We start from the raw sequence: 18,354 nt of genomic DNA on the forward strand, positions 1-18,354 counted from the left end.
GAAGCCGTGCCGTGGCCGCCGGGAAGCCCTGCCGCATCTTACTCGGGGAAAACTCCTGAGGCCCCTCTTCGCGCTTGCCCCACCGGCCATCCGCGCCTATAGCTCTGGCTTTAATGACCCCATCATTGAAATCGACTTTTGTCCTCGGTCACCGGCATCTGCTGGGCATCGAGGGCCTTTCCGCTGACGACATCACGGGCCTGCTCGACCTCTCCGAGGAGTATGTCGAGCTCAACCGCCAGGTCGACAAGAAACGCGCCAGTCTGCGCGGCCGCACCCAGGTCAATCTGTTCTTCGAGGCCTCGACCCGGACCCAGTCCTCGTTCGAGATCGCCGGAAAACGCTTGGGCGCCGACGTCATGAACATGTCGGTGTCATCAATGTCGACCCGCAAGGGCGAGACCCTGATGGACACCGCGGTGACGCTGAACGCGATGCACCCCGACATCCTGGTGGTGCGCCACCACGCCTCCGGCGCGGTCGAGCTGCTGGCGCGCAAGGTTGACGGTTCCGTGATCAATGCCGGCGACGGCAGCCACGAGCACCCGACCCAGGCGCTACTCGACGCGCTCACCATCCGCCGCAACAAGGGCCGGCTCGAGGGGCTCGTGATCGCGATCTGCGGCGACGTGCTGCATTCCCGAGTGGCGCGCTCCAACATCTTCCTGCTCAACACGATGGGCGCCCGCGTCCGCGTGGTGGCTCCCTCCACCTTGCTGCCGCCCGGCATCGAGCGGATGGGCGTCGAGGTCGCGCGTGACATGCGCGAGGGGCTGAACGGCGCCGACATCGTCATGATGCTGCGGCTGCAGCGCGAGCGCATGAACGGCTCCTTCGTGCCGTCGTCGGGCGAGTATTTCCACTATTTCGGCCTCGACCAGAAGAAGCTCGGCTACGCCAAGCCGGACGCGCTGGTGATGCATCCGGGGCCGATGAACCGCGGTGTCGAGATCGACACCTTCGTTGCCGACGGCGCGCAATCGCTGATCCGTGAACAAGTCGAAATGGGTGTGGCGGTGCGCATGGCAGTGCTCGAAGCGCTCGCCCGCAACCTGCCGAACGCGTGACGCCATGCTGACTGACCGCCGCCCCATCCTGCTCGCCAACGCCCGCGTCATCGATCCCTCCCGCGACTTCGACGGTCCGGGCGATGTCCTGATCGCAGACGGCGTGATCCGTGACGCCAAGCGTGGCATCGGTGCCGCCGGCGTCCCCGAAGGCACCGACATCGTCAATTGCGCCGGCAAGATCGTGGCCCCCGGCCTGATCGACATGCGCGCCTTCGTCGGCGAACCCGGCGCCAGCCATCGCGAGACCTTTGCATCCGCCAGCCAGGCCGCCGCCGCCGGCGGCATCACCACCATCATCTGCCAGCCCGACACCTCGCCAGTGATCGACAATTCGGCGACCGTCGACTTCGTGCTGCGCCGCGCCCGCGACACCGCGATCGTCAACATCCATCCGATGGCGGCGCTGACCAAGGGCATGCAGGGCCAGGAGATGACCGAGATCGGCCTGCTCAAGGCCGCCGGCGCCGTCGCCTTCACCGATGGCGACCGCAGCGTCACCAACGCCCAGGTGATGCGGCGCGCGCTGACCTATGCCCGCGATTTCGATGCGCTGATCGTGCATCACACCGAGGATCCGCATCTGGTCGGCGAAGGCGTCATGAACGAAGGCGAGTTCGCCACCCGGCTCGGCCTCGCCGGGATTCCGACCGCCGCCGAATCGATCATGCTCGAGCGCGACATGCGGCTCGCGGGGCTGACCGGCGGGCGCTATCACGCGGCCTCGCTGACCTCGACCGAGTCGCTGGAGATCCTCAAGCGTGCCCGCGACGCCGGCCACAACGTTTCGGCCTCGGTCTCGATCAACCATGTGACCTTGAACGAAAACGACATCGGCCCCTACCGCACCTTCCTCAAGCTGGCGCCGCCGCTGCGCACCGAGGAGGACCGCAGGGCGCTGGTCGCGGCGCTGGCCTCCGGGCTGATTGATGTCGTGATGAGCGATCACAATCCGCAGGACGTCGAGGTCAAGCGGTTGCCGTTCGCGGAAGCGGCCAGCGGCGCAGTCGGCCTGCAGACCATGCTGCCGGCGGCGCTGCGGCTGATCCACAATGGCGAGATGGACTTCAAGACGCTGATCCGGGCGATGTCGACGCGGCCGGCCGAACTGCTCGGCCTGCCGGGCGGCACCCTGCGCGCCGGCGCCCCGGCCGACGTGATCGTGATCGATGCCGACACACCCTGGGTGCTCGATCGCGACGATCTCAAATCACTGTGCAAGAATACGCCGTTCGACGACGCCCGCTTCTCGGGCCGCGTGACGCGGACCATCGTCGGTGGACGCACCGTGTACGAGCACGTCTAAGTCAGAGTGGAACCTAGCGCGCCGCGAGTTGCGACATCGCCTCCATCGTCGTTCCAACGACGATGGCCGCGACGTAAACGACAAAGAAAACCTGCTCCAGCCGCCTGCGAACAGAAGCCATGATAAGCTCCCTCATTTCCACGGCCATGGTGCGGATTGATGGTTAATATTTCATTGATGGATTCGTCCGAATTGGACCGTCCCGGCTGTCCAGGGAGCCACCGCGATGTCTGCTGACGCGTTCCTGCCGGCCGCCTTGCTGATAGGCTATCTCTTGGGCTCGATCCCGTTCGGCATGATCCTGACGAGGCTCGCCGGCACGCAGGATCTGCGCACCATCGGCTCGGGCAATATCGGCGCCACCAACGTGCTGCGCACCGGCCGCAAGGGCCTCGCCGCGGCGACGCTGATCGGCGACATGCTGAAGGGCACGGTCGCCGTCATCATCGCGGGGACGATCGGTGGCCCGAATGCGGCAATGCTGGCGGCGCTGGGGGCATTCCTCGGCCACCTCTTCCCGGTCTGGCTGAAATTCCACGGCGGCAAGGGTGTCGCGACCTATCTCGGCGTGCTGCTCGGCCTGTTCTGGCCGGCGGCGCTGATCTTTGCCGTGATCTGGCTCGGCACCGCCTACACCACGCGCTACTCGTCGCTGTCGGCGCTGATCGCCGCGTTCGTGACGCCGCTGTTCCTGTGGTGGTTCGGCCACAGCGCGCTCGCCTCGCTGTTCGCCGTGCTGACGCTGCTGCTGTTCTACATGCACCGCGAGAACATCAAGCGCCTGCAGGCCGGCACCGAAGGCAAGATCGGCGAGAAGAAATAGATCTCTCCGTCATTCCGGGGCTCGCGTAGCGAGAGCCCGGAATCCATCGAGCCGCAGATGTCGCTGTGAAATGGATTCCGGGCTCGCGACTTCGTCGCGCCCCGGAATGACAGTCGTTATTTTCCCAACGCATCCTCAACAAAACTCGCGGCCGCCAGCGCCTTCGCATCGCCGCCGAACGGCGCGATCACCGTCACTCCCACCGGCAATCCCGCTTCGGCAACCAGCGTCGGCACGTTGACGCAGGGTACGCCCATCAAGGTCCAGAGCCGGTTGTAACGGGGATCGCCGGTCGACGTCAGTCCCTTCGGCGCGGCACCCGGCGCCGACAGCGTCAGCAGCACGTCGACCTCGTCGAAAATGCCGGCCAGCGCCTGCCGCGCCCGCAGCGTGACGTCCATCGCCGCGTCGTACTCGGCGGGCGTGCCGCCTTTGCTCTCGTCGAGCCGGCCACGCAGCAGCGGCGGCATCGCCTCGTAGTTCTGCCCATACTCCCAGGCGAGCGACTGATGCGCCTCGAACTCCTGCACGTCAGGATGGATCCGCCATGCCTCCGCGATGACGTCGGCCACGGCAATCTCACGCACCGTCGCGCCGGCCTGCTCCGCGGCGCGTGCGGCCCGCTGCAACGCCTCCGCGCCGGACGGTTCGGGCGCGCCGGCGAAGGCTTGCGTCACCATGCCGATCCGCGGCGCCGGCACAGCCGATGGCACGACAAGATCAGTCCGTTTCGTCATCGCGGCCAGCCCCAGCGCGACATCGCGCACGCCGGCGCCGAACAACCCGACCGTATCGAGCGTCCATGAAAAACACTTCACGCCGACGGTCGGCAGCAGCCGGTAGCTCGGCTTGATCGCGGCGACGCCGCAGAACGAGGCCGGCCGGATCACCGAGCCTCCGGTCTGTGTCCCCAATGCCAGCGAGACCATGCCGGCAGCGACCGCAGCCGCCGAGCCCGAGGACGATCCACCCGGGGTGTGCGCGTGGTTGCGCGGATTGACCGTCGCGGTCGGATCATTCGCCGCGAACGCGGTCGTCGTGGTCTTGCCGATGATGGTCGCGCCAGCCTGCTTCAGCGCCATCACCACAGGCGCATCGGCCCGCGGCTGATGGCCGCGATAGATCGCAGCGCCCATCTCGGTCGGGAAGTCAGCGGTATCGATGATGTCCTTGATGCCGACCGCGATGCCACGCAAAGGCCCGGCCGTTTGCGCACGCGCCCTTGGATCATGGCGGACGAAGGCCCCGATCGCATTGTCCTGTGCGCGGATCGCCTCCAGCGATTGGCCGATGGCGGCATCCGGCAACAGCGCGCCCTGCTCGATACGCGCTTGAAAGTCGGCAAGTGAGATCATGGGAGCTTCCTGATGTTGGCGGCTGCTTTTAGCGCGTCACGCGCGGTGGCGCCAATGTCGCAGTTGATCACAATCTCTGGTTGGGCGAAGCTGGGCCTCCCATGCATGACCGCTCGCCCAGCCCGACAAAACTCACCGACATCGAACGGCTCAACCGCCTGCGGCTGATCCGCTCCGACAATGTCGGCCCGCGTACCTTTGCATCGCTGCTCCGCCATTTTGGCGACGCCGCGCACGCGCTGGAGCGCTTGCCGGACCTCGCACGCCGCGGCGGCGGATCGGGACCGCAGCGGATCTGCAGCGAGGCCGACGCCACAGCCGAGCTCGCGGCCTGCCGCCGGTTCGGCATCGACCTCGTCGCACCGGAAGAGGAGCATTATCCGGCGCGGCTTGCCACCATCGACGATGCGCCGCCGTTGCTCGGCGTGCGCGGCACGCGCGCCACAATGATGCGGCCGATGATCGCGATCGTCGGCTCCCGCAATGCGTCCGGCGCCGGGCTGAAATTTGCAGGCACCCTGGCGCGCGATCTCGGCGACGCCGGCTTTGTCGTGATCTCGGGCCTGGCCCGCGGCATCGACCAGGCAGCGCATCGCACCACCGTTGCCAGCGGCACAGTCGCGGTGCTCGCCGGCGGCCACGACCGCATCTATCCGCCGGAGCACGCGGATCTGCTGGCGGCCCTGCTCGAACACGGCGCGGCGATCTCGGAGATGCCGCTCGGCCACGTGCCGCGAGCGCGCGACTTTCCCCGCCGCAACCGGCTGATCTCGGGCGCCTCGCTCGGCGTCGTGGTGGTGGAGGCCGCGCACCGTTCGGGTTCGTTGATCACGGCGCGGATGGCGGCCGAACAGGGCCGCGAAGTGTTCGCGGTGCCGGGCTCGCCGATCGATCCGCGCGCTGCCGGCGCCAACGACCTGATCAAGCAAGGTGCCACGCTGGTGACCGAAGCTGCCGACGTCATCAACGCGGTCGCGCCGATCATGGAGCGGCCCGTCATGCTCGGCGCGCGCGAAAACGACGAGCCACTCGATTTTGCCACTGATGGCGGTGATCGCGCCCGCATCATCAACCTGCTCGGGCCGAGCCCGATCAGCCTCGACGATCTGATCCGGATGGCCGACGTCTCGCCCGCCATCGTCCGCGCCGTGCTGCTGGAGCTTGAATTGGCAGGCAAACTGGAGCGTCACGGCGGCGGGCTGGTGTCGATGATTTAGTCGCGGTTGCGACCTGATCACTCCGCATTGCGCGCATCAAAATCGTTCCGCGCGCCCTCGATCTCCGGCAGATGCGCGAACGCCCATTCGCCGAGCGCCATCACTGGCACCGCGAGCCCGCGCCCGAGATCGGTCAGCTCGTAATCGACCCGCGGCGGGATGGTCGGAAACACCGTGCGCGTCACCAGGCCGTCGCGCTCCAGCCCGCGCAGGGTCAGCGTCAGCATCCGCTGCGAGATGCCGTTGATCATGCGCTTCAGCTCATTGAAGCGGCGCGGTCCGTCGCGCAGCAGCATGATGACCAGCACGCTCCATTTGTCGCCGACCCGCGACAACACCGAGGCCACGCCGCGGCAGTCCTGATGCGTGTCTGGTTGACGCGGAAGACCGGTCGCGACGGTTACATCGATGTGCTCGGGTTCCATTGGTGTGCTCGGGTTTCAAAAATGTGCGTTCTTGCGGAGATTTAAGACGGTCACTCATATAGCGCCAGTTACAAACCTATACCAAAGGTGACCCCTGCCATGAAACTTCTGCACATCGATTCCTCCGTCCTCGGCCCTCATTCCGTCAGCCGCCAGGTCTCCGCCGCCGCCGTCGAGCGGCTGCGCCAGGCCAATCCCGGCCTCGTCGTGAGCTACCGCGACCTCAGCCAGACCCCGCTCGCCCACCTCTCCGGCCTGCACCTTGCGGCCAGCCAGGGCGCGGCGCCTGATCCGTCGGTGCGCGACGACATCGCGACCGGCCAGGCGGTGCTCGACGAGTTCCTCGCCGCCGACATCGTGGTGATCGGTGCGCCGATGTACAACTTCACGATCCCCTCGCAGCTCAAGGCCTGGATCGACCGCATCCTCGTCGCAGGCAAGACCTTCAAATACGGCCCGACCGGCGTCGAGGGGCTGGCCGGCAACAAGCGCGTCATCATCGCGATCTCGCGCGGCGGCTATTACGGCGCCGACACGCCGATGGCCGCGCTCGAGCACCTCGAGACCTATCTGCGTGGAGTGTTCGGTTTCATCGGCGTCAGGAATGTGGAGTTCATCCCCGCCGACGGCATCCAGGTCGGCCCCGAGCATCGCGAGAAGGCGGTCGCGGGCGCGCTGCAAGCTGCCGGCAGCTTGAACGCGGCCTGATGTGGTCAAGCACCTGCCGTCGCCCCTGGCGGCGGCAGGCCATTCATTTGATGGAACTCAGAACCAGACGCCTTGGATGCCGCAGATGACGGCGACGAGCGAAATCAGCAGGCCGATGCCGGAAAACAGCGCGACCGTCACGAACTGTGCCGAGTCTGACGAGTCTGAATTGTCGGACGCAGACGAAACCTTGATCGGGGTCGCAATACGAACTGCTTTCGGCATGACGGCACTCCAAATGATTCCGTGGTGAAAATAATCCCCGACCTCTTCAAGAGTCCCGGGAACACGTCAAAGGTTCAATGCGCGCGATGATAGCCGCGCACGACAGCGGCCGGTGTGGTCCGTTTCACACCGGCCGCTCCGTACAATGAGAAACAAATCTAGCCGCGATAGATCGGCGCGCCGGCGGGCGATGCCGTTGCGCCGCCATCGATGAAGAGTTCCTGCCCCTGCACATGTGCCGCGTCGTCGGATGCCAGGAACAGCACGGTCTTCGAGATGTGATCGGGTTCGCCGATGCGGCCGAGCGGCGTGGTCTTGCCGATCCGCTGCTCGAACACCTTCTCGGCTTCGGGCGTTGCGATTGCCGCACCCCAGATCGGCGTGCGCACGGCGCCCGGCGCCACCACGTTGACGCGGATGTTGCGCGGCGACAGTTCTGACGCCATCACGCGCGCCATCGCGCGCACGCCGGCCTTGCTCGCGGCATAGGCCGAATAGCCGGGGTTGCCGAGCACCGAAATCACCGAGCCGTTGAGGATGATCGACGCGCCGTCATTGAGATAGGGCGCGACCGCCTGCACGGTGAAGAACACGCCGGTGAGATTGGTGCGGATCACATTTTCGAATGCGGCGAGTGTGGTGCCGCCGACCGGCGTCTGGCCGGGAATGCCGGCATTGGCGAACAGCACATCATACTTGCCGAACTTCTCGGCGCCCTGCTTCACCGCGGCTTCCAGCGCCGCGACGTCGGTGGCATCGGCCACGACGGCGAGCGCGTTCGGCCCAAGCTCCTTGGCCGCCGCCGCAAGCGTTTCCTTGTTGCGTCCGGTGATGACGACCTTGGCGCCTTCGGCGATGAACAGCTTCGCTGTCGCAAGCCCGATGCCGCTGTTGCCGCCGGTGATCAATGCCGTCTTGTTCGCCAGTCTCATGTCCGCCTCCAGTTGGTTGCATTATTAAACTTCATTGCCTAGCTAGAGGACGAGGTTTAATATTGCAACTACACAAGGCCGTGATGGCTTTAATTTTTGGAGACGCGTGGTGAAGAGAACCAGTCTGGCAGGCGACTCTTGCCCGGTGGCGCGCGCGCTCGACGTGTTCGGCGACTGGTGGTCGCTCTTGATCATCCGCGACGCCAGCCTCGGCCGGCGCCGCTTCGGCGAATTCCAGGCGAGCCTCGGGCTGGCCAAGAACATCCTCGCCACGCGGCTGCGCACGCTGGTCGAGCGCGACATCCTGAAGACGGTCCCCGCCTCCGACGGCAGCGCCTATCAGGAATATGTGCTGACGCCGAAGGGCCACGGCATCTTCCCGATCCTGGTCGCGCTCCGGCAATGGACCGAGGAGTTCGACGAGCATCCGGACGAGATCGCGACCATCATGGTCGATCGCGACAAGGGCAAGCCGGTGAAGAAGCTTGCGCTGTTGTCGCAGGACGGTCGCGTGCTCAGCGCGGCGGACACGACGCTGAAGCCAAGGCCTGCGGCGAAACGCGCGCGGCGGGCAGCGACTGTGTAAGCGGATCCTCTCCTTCGTCATTCCGGGGCGACGCGCAGCGTCGAGCCCGGAATCCATCCGGCCGCGCGTTCCGTAGACGAATGGATTCCGGGCTCTCGCTTCGCGAGCCCCGGAATGACGGGGTGGCAGGGCCGCAATCACGCCCATCACCGAATGCGGTGGTTATGGGTCCTGGCTTTCGCCAGGACGACGAACATAGAGAGAGCTGCGGAAGGTCGGCCCCGTCGATCCGCAGCATTAGGACAGCTTCCGCCGGCTGCGCGCCCGCAACTGCTCGTCGGCTTCCAGGCGGGTCATCGCGAGCAGATGGTCCAGGACTTCGAATTGGTGGCGCTGGGCGAGTTTGGCGAGTTCGGTCGCGGCGGCTGCGATCAGGACCAGGGCGTCATCCGGGCCGCCCTCCCCAGCCATGTCGTCGCTCGCCGGTCGTCGCCGGCCGGGCGGCTTGCGCTTCCGGCCGCCCCCTGTGCTGCTCAAAAGGCCTAATCCGATTCCCACCCCATATATAAAGAGATACGCCGTTTCCGGCCGCAACTCTAGGGCGCATTTTTCAACCTTTGAGATAGGAACTCCACAGCTTGGACACCCCCTTCAATATCTGGCGATTTGACACCGACCGCCCCAGCACCCATGTTCGCCCCGACAATGCGGGCCGCGAGTCTAGCGGAACCCGCCTTCAAGTTTTCCCGTAAGCTATTGGAATGACATGAATATCGTCATTGTGGAGTCGCCGGCCAAGGCCAAGACGATCAACAAATATCTGGGGTCCTCCTACGAGGTCCTGGCGTCGTTCGGCCATGTTCGCGACCTCCCGGCCAAGAACGGTTCCGTCGATCCGGACGCCAATTTCCAGATGATCTGGGAGGTCGATGCCAAGGCCGCGAGCCGGCTCAACGACATCGCCAAGGCGCTGAAGGGTGCCGACCGCCTGATCCTCGCAACCGACCCTGATCGGGAGGGCGAAGCGATCTCCTGGCACGTGCTGGAGGTGATGAAGGAAAAGCGCGCGCTGAAGGACCAGAAGGTCGAGCGCGTGGTGTTCAACGCCATCACCAAGCAGGCCGTCTCCGAGGCCATGAAGGCGCCGCGCCAGATCGACGGCGCGCTGGTCGACGCCTACATGGCGCGCCGCGCGCTGGACTATCTGGTCGGCTTCACGCTCTCCCCGGTGCTGTGGCGCAAGCTGCCCGGCGCCCGCTCGGCGGGCCGCGTGCAGTCGGTCGCGCTGCGGCTGGTCTGCGACCGCGAGCTCGAGATCGAAAAGTTCGTGCCGCGGGAGTACTGGTCGCTGGTCGCCACCCTGCTGACGCCGCGCGGCGAAGCCTTCGAGGCGCGCCTGGTCGGCGCCGACGGCAAGAAGATCGCGCGGCTCGACATCGGCTCCGGGGCGGAAGCCGAGGACTTCAAGAAGGCGATCGAAGCCGCGCTGTTCAAGGTCGCGACCGTCGAGGCCAAGCCGGCGCGGCGCAACCCGCAGGCGCCCTTCACCACCTCGACATTGCAGCAGGAAGCGAGCCGCAAGCTCGGCTTCGCGCCGGCGCACACCATGCGCATCGCGCAGCGGCTGTATGAGGGCATCGACATCGGCGGCGAGACCACCGGTCTCATCACATATATGCGAACCGACGGCGTGCAGATCGCGCCCGAGGCGATCACCCAGGCACGCAAGGTGATCGGCGAGGATTACGGCAACGCCTATGTGCCGGATGCGCCGCGCCAGTATCAGGCCAAGGCCAAGAACGCGCAGGAAGCGCACGAAGCGATCCGTCCGACCGATCTGTCGCGCCGCCCGGCCACCATCGGCCGCCGGCTCGATGCCGATCAGGCACGGCTCTATGAGCTGATCTGGAAGCGCACCATCGCGAGCCAGATGGAGTCCGCCGAGCTCGAACGCACCACTGTCGACATCGAGGCCAAGGCAGGCTCCCGCGTGCTGGAGCTGCGCGCCTCCGGGCAGGTCATCAAGTTCGACGGCTTCCTCGCGCTCTACCAGGAGAGCCGCGACGACGAGGAAGACGAGGACTCGCGCCGCCTGCCCGCGATGAGCCAGGGCGAAGCCGTGAAGCGCCAGAGCCTCGCCGTCACCCAGCATTTCACCGAGCCGCCGCCGCGCTTCTCGGAAGCATCATTGGTGAAGCGGATGGAAGAGCTCGGCATCGGCCGTCCCTCGACCTACGCCTCGATCCTGCAGGTGCTGAAGGACCGCGGCTACGTCAAGCTGGAGAAGAAGCGGCTGCACGGCGAGGACAAGGGCCGCGTCGTGGTCGCGTTCCTGGAGAACTTCTTCTCGCGCTATGTCGAGTACGACTTCACTGCCGATCTCGAGGAGCAGCTCGACCGCATCTCCAACAATGAGATCGCCTGGCAGCAGGTGCTGCAGGACTTCTGGCGCGGCTTCATCGGCGCGGTCAACGACATCAAGGACCTCAGGGTTGCCGAGGTGCTCGATGCGCTCGACGAGATGCTCGGCCCGCACATCTATCCGCCGCGCGCGGATGGCGGCGACGTCCGGCAATGCCCGACCTGCGGCACCGGCCGGCTCAACCTGAAGGCCGGCAAGTTCGGCGCCTTCGTCGGCTGCTCGAACTATCCGGAATGCCGCTACACCCGTCCGTTGGCGGCCGACAACGCCGAGAGCGCCGATCGCGTGCTCGGCACCGATCCCGACACCGGGTTCGACGTCACGGTGAAGGCCGGCCGCTTCGGCCCCTACATCCAGCTCGGCGAGCAGAAGGATTATGCCGAAGGCGAGAAGCCGAAGCGCGCGGGGATTCCCAAGGGCACCTCGCCCGCCGACGTGGATCTCGAACTGGCGCTGAAGCTGCTGTCGCTGCCGCGCGAGATCGGCAAGCATCCGGAGACCGGGCAGCCGATCACCGCCGGCCTCGGCCGGTTCGGGCCGTTCGTGAAGCACGAGAAGACCTATGCCAGCCTTGAGGCCGGCGACGAGGTGTTCGATATCGGCTTGAACCGCGCGGTGACGCTGATCGCGGAGAAGATCGCCAAGGGACCGAGCGGCCGCCGCTTCGGCGCCGATCCCGGCAAGCCGCTCGGCGATCATCCGACGCTCGGCGCGGTTGCACTGAAGAACGGACGCTACGGCGCCTATGTCGCGGCCGGCGGCGTCAACGCGACGATCCCGAGCGATCGCACGCCCGACGAGGTCACTCTCGCGGAAGCGATCGCTCTGATCGACGAGCGCGCGGCCAAGGGCGGCGGCAAGAAGGCCAAGAAGGCGGCGAAGCCTGCCAAGCCCAGCAAGGCCAAAGCAGCCAAGTCTGAAGAGACCGACGGCGACGCCGAGGCCAAGCCCGCCAAGAAGGCTGCGTCGAAGAAGGCCGCGGCAAAACCGAAAGCGGATGCGACCAGCAAGGCGCGCGCGCCGGTCGCTTCCGGTGCCAAGACGTCGCCTGCAAAGTCATCGGCACCTGCGAAAGCGCCCGCGAAGAAAAGCGCCGGCAAGGCACGAGGATAAGTGAAACGAAAACCCGACCATGGCTTTCCGGGCCGGGACGCCATCGTCGCCTTCATCCGCGCCAATCCAGGCAAGGTCGGCACCCGCGAGATCGCGCGCGAGTTCGGCCTGAAGAACGCCGACCGCATCGAGCTGAAGCGGATCCTCCGCGAGCTCGCCGACGACGGCACAGTTGCAAAACGCGGCCGCAAGATCCACGAGCCGGCGGCGCTGCCGCCGACCGTTCTCGCCGACATCACCGGCCGTGACAGCGACGGCGAATTGATCGCCACCCCCGCCGAGTGGGACTCCGAGGAAAACGGCACCGCGCCGAAAATCCGCATCGAGACGCCGCGGCGACCGAAGCCCGGCACCACCGCCGGTGTCGGCGACCGCGCGCTGCTGCGGGTTGAGGTGACCGACGAGCAAGACGGCACGCCCTATCGCGGCCGCGTCATCAAGGTGATCGATCACGGCCGTACCCGCATCCTCGGCATCTTCCGCCGCAATCCGGATGGCGGCGGACGGCTGATCCCGGTCGACAAGAAGCAGGCCGGCCGCGAGCTCAACATCGCCAAGCCGGATACCGGCGGCGCTGAGAATGGCGACCTGATCAGCGTCGACCTGATCCGCACCCGCAGCTTTGGCCTCGCCTCCGCCCGTGTCAAGGAACGGCTCGGCTCCATTGCCAGTGAGAAGGCGATCAGCCTGATCGCGATCAACACCCACGACATCCCGCAGGTATTTTCGCCTTCTGCGCTCCGAGAGGCCGAAGAGGCAAAACCCGCGACCTTGCAAGGCCGCGAGGACTGGCGCGACGTGCCGCTCGTCACCATCGATCCGCCCGATGCCAAGGATCACGACGACGCCGTGCATGCCGAGGTCGACACCGATCCCAACAACAAGGGCGGCTTCATCGTCCATGTCGCGATCGCCGATGTCGCCTACTATGTGCGGCCCGGCTCGGCGCTCGACCGCGATGCGCTCCAGCGCGGCAATTCGGTGTATTTCCCCGATCGCGTGGTGCCGATGCTGCCGGAGCGGATCTCCAACAACCTCTGCTCGCTGGTGCCGGGCGAGCCGCGCGGCGCGCTCGCGGTGCGGATGGTGATCGGCGCCGACGGCCGCAAGCGCTCGCATACGTTCCATCGCGTGCTGATGCGCTCGGCCGCAAAGCTTGCCTATGCCCAGGCGCAGGCCGCGATCGACGGCAGGCCCGACGACACGACAGGTCCCCTGCTCGAGCCGATCCTCAAGCCGCTGTGGGCGGCCTATGAGTTGGTCAAGCTCGCGCGCAACGAGCGCGATCCGCTCGATCTCGATCTGCCCGAACGCAAGATCCTGCTGAAGCCGGACGGCACCGTCGATCGCGTGATCGTGCCGCAGCGGCTCGACGCGCACCGGCTGATCGAGGAGTTCATGATCCTCGCCAACGCCGCCGCGGCCGAGATGCTTGAGAAGAAGGCGCTGCCGCTGATCTATCGCGTGCATGACGAGCCGAGCCAGGAGAAGGTGCACAACCTCCAGGAATTTTTGAAGACGCTCGACCTGCCCTTCACCAAGCAGGGTGCGCTGCGCCCCGCGCAATTCAACCGCGTGCTGGCGCAGGTCTCGGGCGAAGATTACGAACCGCTGGTCAACGAGGTGGTGCTGCGCTCGCAGGCGCAGGCCGAGTACTCCGCCGAGAACTACGGCCATTTCGGCTTGAACCTGCGCCGCTACGCGCATTTCACCTCACCGATTCGCCGCTACGCCGATCTGATCGTGCATCGCGCGCTGACTCGCGCGCTCGGCCTCGGCGAAGGCGCCCTGCCGGCCGACGAGAGCGTGGAGACGCTGGCCGAGATCGCCGCGCAGATTTCGGTCACCGAACGCCGCGCGATGAAGGCGGAGCGTGAGACCACCGACCGGCTGATCGCGCATTTCCTTGCCGACAAGGTCGGCGCCTCGTTCCAGGGCCGCATTTCCGGCGTGACGCGCGCCGGCCTGTTCGTGAAGCTCGACGACACCGGCGCCGACGGCCTGATCCCGATCCGCACCATCGGCAGCGAGTATTTCAACTACGACGAAACCCGCCATGCGCTGATCGGCACGCGCAGCGGCACCATGTATCGGCTCGGCGACGTCGTCGACGTGCGGCTGGTCGAGGCAGCGCCGGTGGCGGGCGCGCTGCGCTTTGAGCTATTATCCGAGGGCCAGGCTATTCCGCGCGATAGAAAACGCGACGGCAAGAGAGCCGAGCGCCGCGCCGCGGGATTTGGCAAGGGACCTGGTAAAGGATCCGGCAAGAAGGCGCACAAGGAACGGAAGACGCGCAGCAAGAAGGACCGCATGCCAGCGAAGCCGAAGTCGGGCAAATCGAAGCGAGGCAAGTCATGGACGTGAACTCATGGACGTGAAGTCATGGACGTGACACCGCCGACGGTGGTCTGGACTCGCGACGCGGCCGAGCCCGAGAAGCGCGACGTGTGGCGCGCGATGAAGCGCGGGTTCCGCGGCCATTGTCCACGCTGCGGAAATGGCAAACTGTTCCGCAAGTTTCTCAAATGCGACGGCCACTGCCCGGTCTGCGATCTGGATTTCTCGCCGCATCGTGCCGACGACCTGCCCGCCTATCTCGTCATCGTCATTGTCGGCCATATCGTGGTACCGACCGCACTGTGGATCGAGACCAACTATTCGCCGCCGGTGTGGCTGCAACTTGCGATCTATCTGCCGTTCACGCTGTTCGCATCTCTGGCACTGTTGCAACCGGTGAAGGGAGCCGTGATCGGATTGCAATGGGCCCTGCGCATGCATGGCTTTGACGAGAATCCCCCTAGCGACATCCCGCCGGTCTAGCTAAACCGGGCGATAAGAAGAAATGAAAGGGATGAAATGACTGAAGCTGCCGCACCCGCCGCCGTCGTCCACCAGGGCGAAAAGGAAGCCGATCATCACGCGTATTTCCGGCCGAAGGATGCCGCGACGCTGATCCTGATCGATCGCTCCAGTGCCAAGCCGAAGGTGCTCGTCGGCAAGCGCCACGACAAGGTGGTGTTCATGCCCGGCAAGTTCGTTTTCCCCGGCGGCCGCGTCGACAAGGCCGACAACCGCGTGCCGGTCGCCGCCCCGATCACGCCGGAGCTCGAAGCCAATCTCTTGAAGGGCAGCCCGAAGATCACGCCCGGCCGCGCGCGTGCGCTTGCCAATGCGGCGATCCGCGAAGCCTGCGAAGAGACCGGACTCTGCCTCGGCCGCAAGGTCGAGAAGAAGACAAAGCTCGACGGCCCCTGGGCGCCATTCGCCGATGCAGGACTGTTGCCCGATCCGTCCGGCCTGTTCCTGATCGCGCGCGCGATCACCCCGCCCGGCCGTGTCCGCCGCTTCGACACCCGCTTCTTCACCGCCGATGCGTCGACCATCGCGCATCGTGTCGAGGGCGTGGTCCATGCCGATGCCGAACTGGTCGAGCTCGTCTGGGTCGAGATCGGCTCCGAGCCGCTGGCCGATGCGCATGCCATGACCAAGAATGTGCTCGCCGAACTCGACCGCCGTCTCGCCACCGGCCCGCTCCGTCACGACGCGCCGGTGCCGTTCTTCCATTTCTATGGCGGCAAGATGCAGAAGGATGTGCTGGGAGCGTGATCCCCTCGCGTCATTCCGGGGCGCGCCTCTTGGCGCGAGCCCGGAATCCATCGGGCCGCATCGTTTGTTGAAGAATGGATTCCGGGCTCGTCGCTTCGCTCCGCCCCGGAATGACGATGTTGAGATGGCCCCCAAAAACAAAATAATCTACCCAATGGCGCGCCGCGAAACGCCTCCCTATCTGTTCCGCTAACGACATCAAGAACGGAACGGGGCAATGGCGAAGCGTCAACTCAAGCTCGGCGCATTCATGCGGCCGATCAGCATCCACACCGGCGCCTGGCGCTACCCCGGGGCGTGGCCCGACGCCAATTTCAACTTCGACCACATCAAGACGCTGATCCGCAAGCTCGAGGCCGGCAAGTTCGACGCCTTCTTCATGGCCGACCATCTGGCCGTGCTGAACATGCCGATCAACGCGCTGAAGCGCAGCCACACCGTGACCTCGTTCGAGCCGTTTACGCTGCTGTCGGCCCTCTCCGCCGTGACCGAGAATATCGGCCTGATCGCGACCGGCTCGACCACCTTCGACGAGCCCTATCACGTCGCCCGGCGGTTCGCCTCGCTCGACCACATCTCCGGCGGCCGCGCCGGCTGGAACATCGTCACCACGTCCAATCCGGACGCGGCGCTGAATTTCGGCCTCGACGATCACATGGAGCACGCCGAGCGCTACAAGCGCGCCCGCGAGTTCTACGACGTCGTCACCGGTCTCTGGGATTCCTTCGCCGATGACGCCTTCGTGCGCGACGTCGAGTCCGGGCTGTTCGTCGATCCCGACAAGATGCATGTGCTCAACCACAAGGGCAAATATCTCTCGGTGCGCGGCCCGCTCAACATCGCCCGTCCCGTGCAGGGCTGGCCGGTGATCGTGCAGGCCGGCGCCTCCGATGACGGCAGGCAGCTCGCGGCCGAGACCGCGGAAGCCGTGTTCACCGGCGGCGGCAGCCTCGCCGACGGACAGAAGCTCTATGCCGATATCAAGGGCCGCATGGAGAAGATCGGCCGCGATCCCGAGCACCTGAAGATCCTGCCCGGCGCCTTCGTGGTGGTCGGCGACAGCGTCGAGGAAGCCAAGGAGAAGCGCGCGCTGCTCGACAGCCGCGTCCACTACGACAGCGCGATCGCCTCGCTCTCGGTGATCCTCGGCACCGACGCATCCGGCTTCGATCCCGACGGGCAGTTGCCGCCGATCCCCGAGACCAACGCCAGCAAGAGCGGCAGGCAGCGCCTGGTCGAGGTCGCCGCGCGCGACAAGCTCACCGTGCGCCAGCTCGCCCAGCGCGTCGGCGGCTATGGCGGGCTCGCCTTCGTCGGCACGCCGCAGACCATCGCCGACCAGATGGAGGAATGGCTGGTGGGCCGCGGCAGCGACGGTTTCAACATCATGTTCCCCTATCTGCCGCAGGGCCTGTTCGAGTTCGTCGACCGGGTGGTGCCGGAACTGCAGAAGCGCGGAATCTTCCGGACCGAGTACGAAGGGCGGACCCTGCGCGAGAATTTGGGCCTGCCGCGGCCCGAAAATCAGTTCTTCGCGGGGTAATCGGGCCGGAATCGGGGTGGTTTAGGCCCGGAAATCCTTGACTTTGAGCGGTTTGTGGCTAGTTTCCGGGCCAAACGCGGGCCGATTTGGCCGGCTCCCGATACCCCTTCCTTTTCGAGGATTTGCACATGGCCAAAGCGGTCACCATCAAGGTCAAGCTCGTGTCGACGGCCGATACCGGCTTCTATTACGTCGCCAAGAAGAATTCGCGCACCATGACCGACAAGCTGGTCAAGAAGAAGTACGATCCGGTCGCGCGCAAGCACGTCGAGTTCAAGGAAGCCAAGATCAAGTAAGATAGGCTGCTTCCAACGTTTCAAACGGGGCCCTCGCGGCCCCGTTTTTGCTTTGTGGCCTCACGTCGTCCCTCATGTCTTTCGGGCAGGTCCCGGGCGCAGGGCTCACATGATCGCAGGCTTGGACGAAGGCAACGTCGGCGGCTACTCGGTCGCCTACGGCCGCGAGGACATCTACTTCCCGGTCTATGTCACGGCCGCCCTCGCCGCGGTCTTTATGACCGCGACGTGGATCACGGGCGCGCTTTACTGGCTGGTGCTGGCGGCGGCCGCAGCGGGCTTTACCTATTACAACATCCCGCTGCTGGAGGCCGGTCGTCCGACCATCGGCGCCAACCAGTATGGCATCTTCATCCAGGCCTTCGGGCTGATCCGCTGGCGCGCGATCACGCAGATCGATCTCGTCGAGATCGCAGAGCGCGCGATGACCGTCCACGAATTGCAGATCGCACTCAATGGGCCGCTCGGCAGCGCACTGGTGGCCGATTGGCGCAAGCGGCCGGCCTATCGGCTGCTGATGCGCCTGCCGTGGCGCATGGACCATCGCGGCGTGGTGCGCGTCAATCTGGAGCCGTTCGACCGGACGCCCGACGAGATCCACCGGACGTTCCTGAGGATGTGGCGCTACTACCGGAGCTAGCCCTTGAACGCTTCATCCGGCAGATGCGCATCCGCGATCTCAGCATCCGGATTGTGCGTGATGGTCATGAACCAGACCAGGCTGAAGAACAGCGACCACGCTGTGTTCCAATAGAACCAGTTCATCGGATCACCTCGAACAGCTTTGATC

Annotated in this window: 18 protein-coding genes; 13 read left to right on the plus strand and 5 right to left on the minus strand. The window is 65.8% G+C overall.

The window, feature by feature from the left end; genetic code table 11:
- Positions 1-113 precede the first annotated feature (113 nt).
- The 3 genes from JQ507_18590 (at position 114) to plsY (ending at position 3,196) form a co-directional block, all read left to right on the plus strand.
- Positions 114-1,067, plus strand: a complete 954-nt coding sequence (locus JQ507_18590) for an aspartate carbamoyltransferase catalytic subunit (GenBank protein ID QRI67020.1) — start codon at positions 114-116, stop codon at positions 1,065-1,067.
- 4 nt (positions 1,068-1,071) lie between these two features.
- Positions 1,072-2,373 (plus strand): dihydroorotase, encoded by a 1,302-nt coding sequence (locus JQ507_18595; GenBank protein ID QRI67021.1) that lies wholly within the window; start codon positions 1,072-1,074, stop codon positions 2,371-2,373.
- 226 nt (positions 2,374-2,599) lie between these two features.
- Positions 2,600-3,196, plus strand: a complete 597-nt coding sequence (gene plsY / locus JQ507_18600) for a glycerol-3-phosphate 1-O-acyltransferase PlsY (protein QRI67022.1) — start codon at positions 2,600-2,602, stop codon at positions 3,194-3,196.
- A gap of 116 nt (positions 3,197-3,312) precedes the next feature.
- Here plsY and JQ507_18605 read toward each other — a convergent pair whose 3' ends face one another.
- Complete coding sequence (locus tag JQ507_18605; GenBank protein QRI67023.1) at positions 3,313-4,551, minus strand: amidase; 1,239 nt, start codon at positions 4,549-4,551, stop codon at positions 3,313-3,315.
- 101 nt (positions 4,552-4,652) lie between these two features.
- On the opposite strand from JQ507_18605, the gene dprA reads away from it, so the two are divergent.
- Positions 4,653-5,768: a DNA-protecting protein DprA gene (gene dprA / locus JQ507_18610; protein ID QRI67024.1), complete on the plus strand. Its 1,116-nt coding sequence runs from the start codon at positions 4,653-4,655 to the stop codon at positions 5,766-5,768.
- Positions 5,769-5,785: 17 nt separating this feature from the next.
- Here the strand turns inward: dprA and JQ507_18615 are convergent, their stop codons facing one another.
- Entirely contained in the window at positions 5,786-6,193 is a 408-nt protein-coding gene (locus tag JQ507_18615) for a helix-turn-helix transcriptional regulator (GenBank protein QRI67025.1), read from the minus strand.
- Between the two features lie 99 nt (positions 6,194-6,292).
- On the opposite strand from JQ507_18615, the gene JQ507_18620 reads away from it, so the two are divergent.
- A complete protein-coding gene (locus tag JQ507_18620) occupies positions 6,293-6,901 on the plus strand; it encodes an FMN-dependent NADH-azoreductase (GenBank protein ID QRI67026.1) in 609 nt (202 codons plus the stop codon).
- 57 nt (positions 6,902-6,958) lie between these two features.
- Here the strand turns inward: JQ507_18620 and JQ507_18625 are convergent, their stop codons facing one another.
- Positions 6,959-7,126 carry a hypothetical protein gene (locus tag JQ507_18625; GenBank protein QRI67027.1) on the minus strand — a complete coding sequence of 56 codons (168 nt, stop codon included), beginning with the start codon at positions 7,124-7,126 and terminating at the stop codon, positions 6,959-6,961.
- A 158-nt stretch (positions 7,127-7,284) separates the two neighbouring features.
- Positions 7,285-8,058: a glucose 1-dehydrogenase gene (locus JQ507_18630; protein QRI67028.1), complete on the minus strand. Its 774-nt coding sequence runs from the start codon at positions 8,056-8,058 to the stop codon at positions 7,285-7,287.
- Between the two features lie 106 nt (positions 8,059-8,164).
- Here JQ507_18630 and JQ507_18635 point away from each other — a divergent pair, with 106 nt between their 5' ends.
- Positions 8,165-8,644 (plus strand): helix-turn-helix transcriptional regulator, encoded by a 480-nt coding sequence (locus JQ507_18635; GenBank protein QRI67029.1) that lies wholly within the window; start codon positions 8,165-8,167, stop codon positions 8,642-8,644.
- Positions 8,645-8,881: 237 nt separating this feature from the next.
- Here the strand turns inward: JQ507_18635 and JQ507_18640 are convergent, their stop codons facing one another.
- Positions 8,882-9,055: a hypothetical protein gene (locus tag JQ507_18640; GenBank protein QRI67030.1), complete on the minus strand. Its 174-nt coding sequence runs from the start codon at positions 9,053-9,055 to the stop codon at positions 8,882-8,884.
- A gap of 295 nt (positions 9,056-9,350) precedes the next feature.
- Here JQ507_18640 and topA point away from each other — a divergent pair, with 295 nt between their 5' ends.
- The 7 genes from topA (at position 9,351) to JQ507_18675 (ending at position 18,204) form a co-directional block, all read left to right on the plus strand.
- A complete protein-coding gene (gene topA, locus JQ507_18645) occupies positions 9,351-12,119 on the plus strand; it encodes a type I DNA topoisomerase (protein QRI67031.1) in 2,769 nt (922 codons plus the stop codon).
- Positions 12,120-14,483: a ribonuclease R gene (gene rnr, locus JQ507_18650; GenBank protein ID QRI67032.1), complete on the plus strand. Its 2,364-nt coding sequence runs from the start codon at positions 12,120-12,122 to the stop codon at positions 14,481-14,483.
- A gap of 18 nt (positions 14,484-14,501) precedes the next feature.
- Complete coding sequence (locus JQ507_18655) at positions 14,502-14,939, plus strand: DUF983 domain-containing protein (GenBank protein ID QRI67033.1); 438 nt, start codon at positions 14,502-14,504, stop codon at positions 14,937-14,939.
- Between the two features lie 36 nt (positions 14,940-14,975).
- Positions 14,976-15,725 (plus strand): NUDIX domain-containing protein, encoded by a 750-nt coding sequence (locus JQ507_18660; protein ID QRI67034.1) that lies wholly within the window; start codon positions 14,976-14,978, stop codon positions 15,723-15,725.
- 217 nt (positions 15,726-15,942) lie between these two features.
- The gene (locus JQ507_18665; GenBank protein QRI67035.1) at positions 15,943-17,268 is read left to right on the plus strand and encodes an LLM class flavin-dependent oxidoreductase; all 1,326 of its coding nucleotides are present in this window, start codon (positions 15,943-15,945) and stop codon (positions 17,266-17,268) included.
- Between the two features lie 128 nt (positions 17,269-17,396).
- Complete coding sequence (gene rpmG, locus JQ507_18670; protein ID QRI67036.1) at positions 17,397-17,564, plus strand: 50S ribosomal protein L33; 168 nt, start codon at positions 17,397-17,399, stop codon at positions 17,562-17,564.
- A 109-nt stretch (positions 17,565-17,673) separates the two neighbouring features.
- The gene (locus tag JQ507_18675; protein ID QRI67037.1) at positions 17,674-18,204 is read left to right on the plus strand and encodes a hypothetical protein; all 531 of its coding nucleotides are present in this window, start codon (positions 17,674-17,676) and stop codon (positions 18,202-18,204) included.
- Positions 18,205-18,354 lie beyond the last annotated feature (150 nt).

The sequence above is a fragment of the Bradyrhizobium sp. PSBB068 genome (assembly GCA_016839165.1).
Classification (GTDB): Bacteria; Pseudomonadota; Alphaproteobacteria; order Rhizobiales; family Xanthobacteraceae; genus Bradyrhizobium.

What these genes read in the sequence shown, in the direction of transcription:
- JQ507_18640 (QRI67030.1), bottom strand. Translation starts at nt 9,055, where the DNA reads ATGGCTGGGGAGGGCGGCCCGGATGACGCCCTGGTCCTGATCGCAGCC.
- JQ507_18660 (QRI67034.1), top strand. Translation starts at nt 14,976, where the DNA reads ATGACTGAAGCTGCCGCACCCGCCGCCGTCGTCCACCAGGGCGAAAAG.
- JQ507_18675 (QRI67037.1), top strand. Translation starts at nt 17,674, where the DNA reads ATGATCGCAGGCTTGGACGAAGGCAACGTCGGCGGCTACTCGGTCGCC.
- JQ507_18620 (QRI67026.1), top strand. Translation starts at nt 6,293, where the DNA reads ATGAAACTTCTGCACATCGATTCCTCCGTCCTCGGCCCTCATTCCGTC.
- JQ507_18630 (QRI67028.1), bottom strand. Translation starts at nt 8,058, where the DNA reads ATGAGACTGGCGAACAAGACGGCATTGATCACCGGCGGCAACAGCGGC.
- JQ507_18615 (QRI67025.1), bottom strand. Translation starts at nt 6,193, where the DNA reads ATGGAACCCGAGCACATCGATGTAACCGTCGCGACCGGTCTTCCGCGT.
- JQ507_18605 (QRI67023.1), bottom strand. Translation starts at nt 4,551, where the DNA reads ATGATCTCACTTGCCGACTTTCAAGCGCGTATCGAGCAGGGCGCGCTG.
- JQ507_18590 (QRI67020.1), top strand. Translation starts at nt 114, where the DNA reads ATGACCCCATCATTGAAATCGACTTTTGTCCTCGGTCACCGGCATCTG.
- plsY (QRI67022.1), top strand. Translation starts at nt 2,600, where the DNA reads ATGTCTGCTGACGCGTTCCTGCCGGCCGCCTTGCTGATAGGCTATCTC.
- JQ507_18595 (QRI67021.1), top strand. Translation starts at nt 1,072, where the DNA reads ATGCTGACTGACCGCCGCCCCATCCTGCTCGCCAACGCCCGCGTCATC.
- rpmG (QRI67036.1), top strand. Translation starts at nt 17,397, where the DNA reads ATGGCCAAAGCGGTCACCATCAAGGTCAAGCTCGTGTCGACGGCCGAT.
- JQ507_18665 (QRI67035.1), top strand. Translation starts at nt 15,943, where the DNA reads ATGGCGAAGCGTCAACTCAAGCTCGGCGCATTCATGCGGCCGATCAGC.
- topA (QRI67031.1), top strand. Translation starts at nt 9,351, where the DNA reads ATGAATATCGTCATTGTGGAGTCGCCGGCCAAGGCCAAGACGATCAAC.
- dprA (QRI67024.1), top strand. Translation starts at nt 4,653, where the DNA reads ATGCATGACCGCTCGCCCAGCCCGACAAAACTCACCGACATCGAACGG.
- JQ507_18625 (QRI67027.1), bottom strand. Translation starts at nt 7,126, where the DNA reads ATGCCGAAAGCAGTTCGTATTGCGACCCCGATCAAGGTTTCGTCTGCG.
- JQ507_18655 (QRI67033.1), top strand. Translation starts at nt 14,502, where the DNA reads ATGGACGTGACACCGCCGACGGTGGTCTGGACTCGCGACGCGGCCGAG.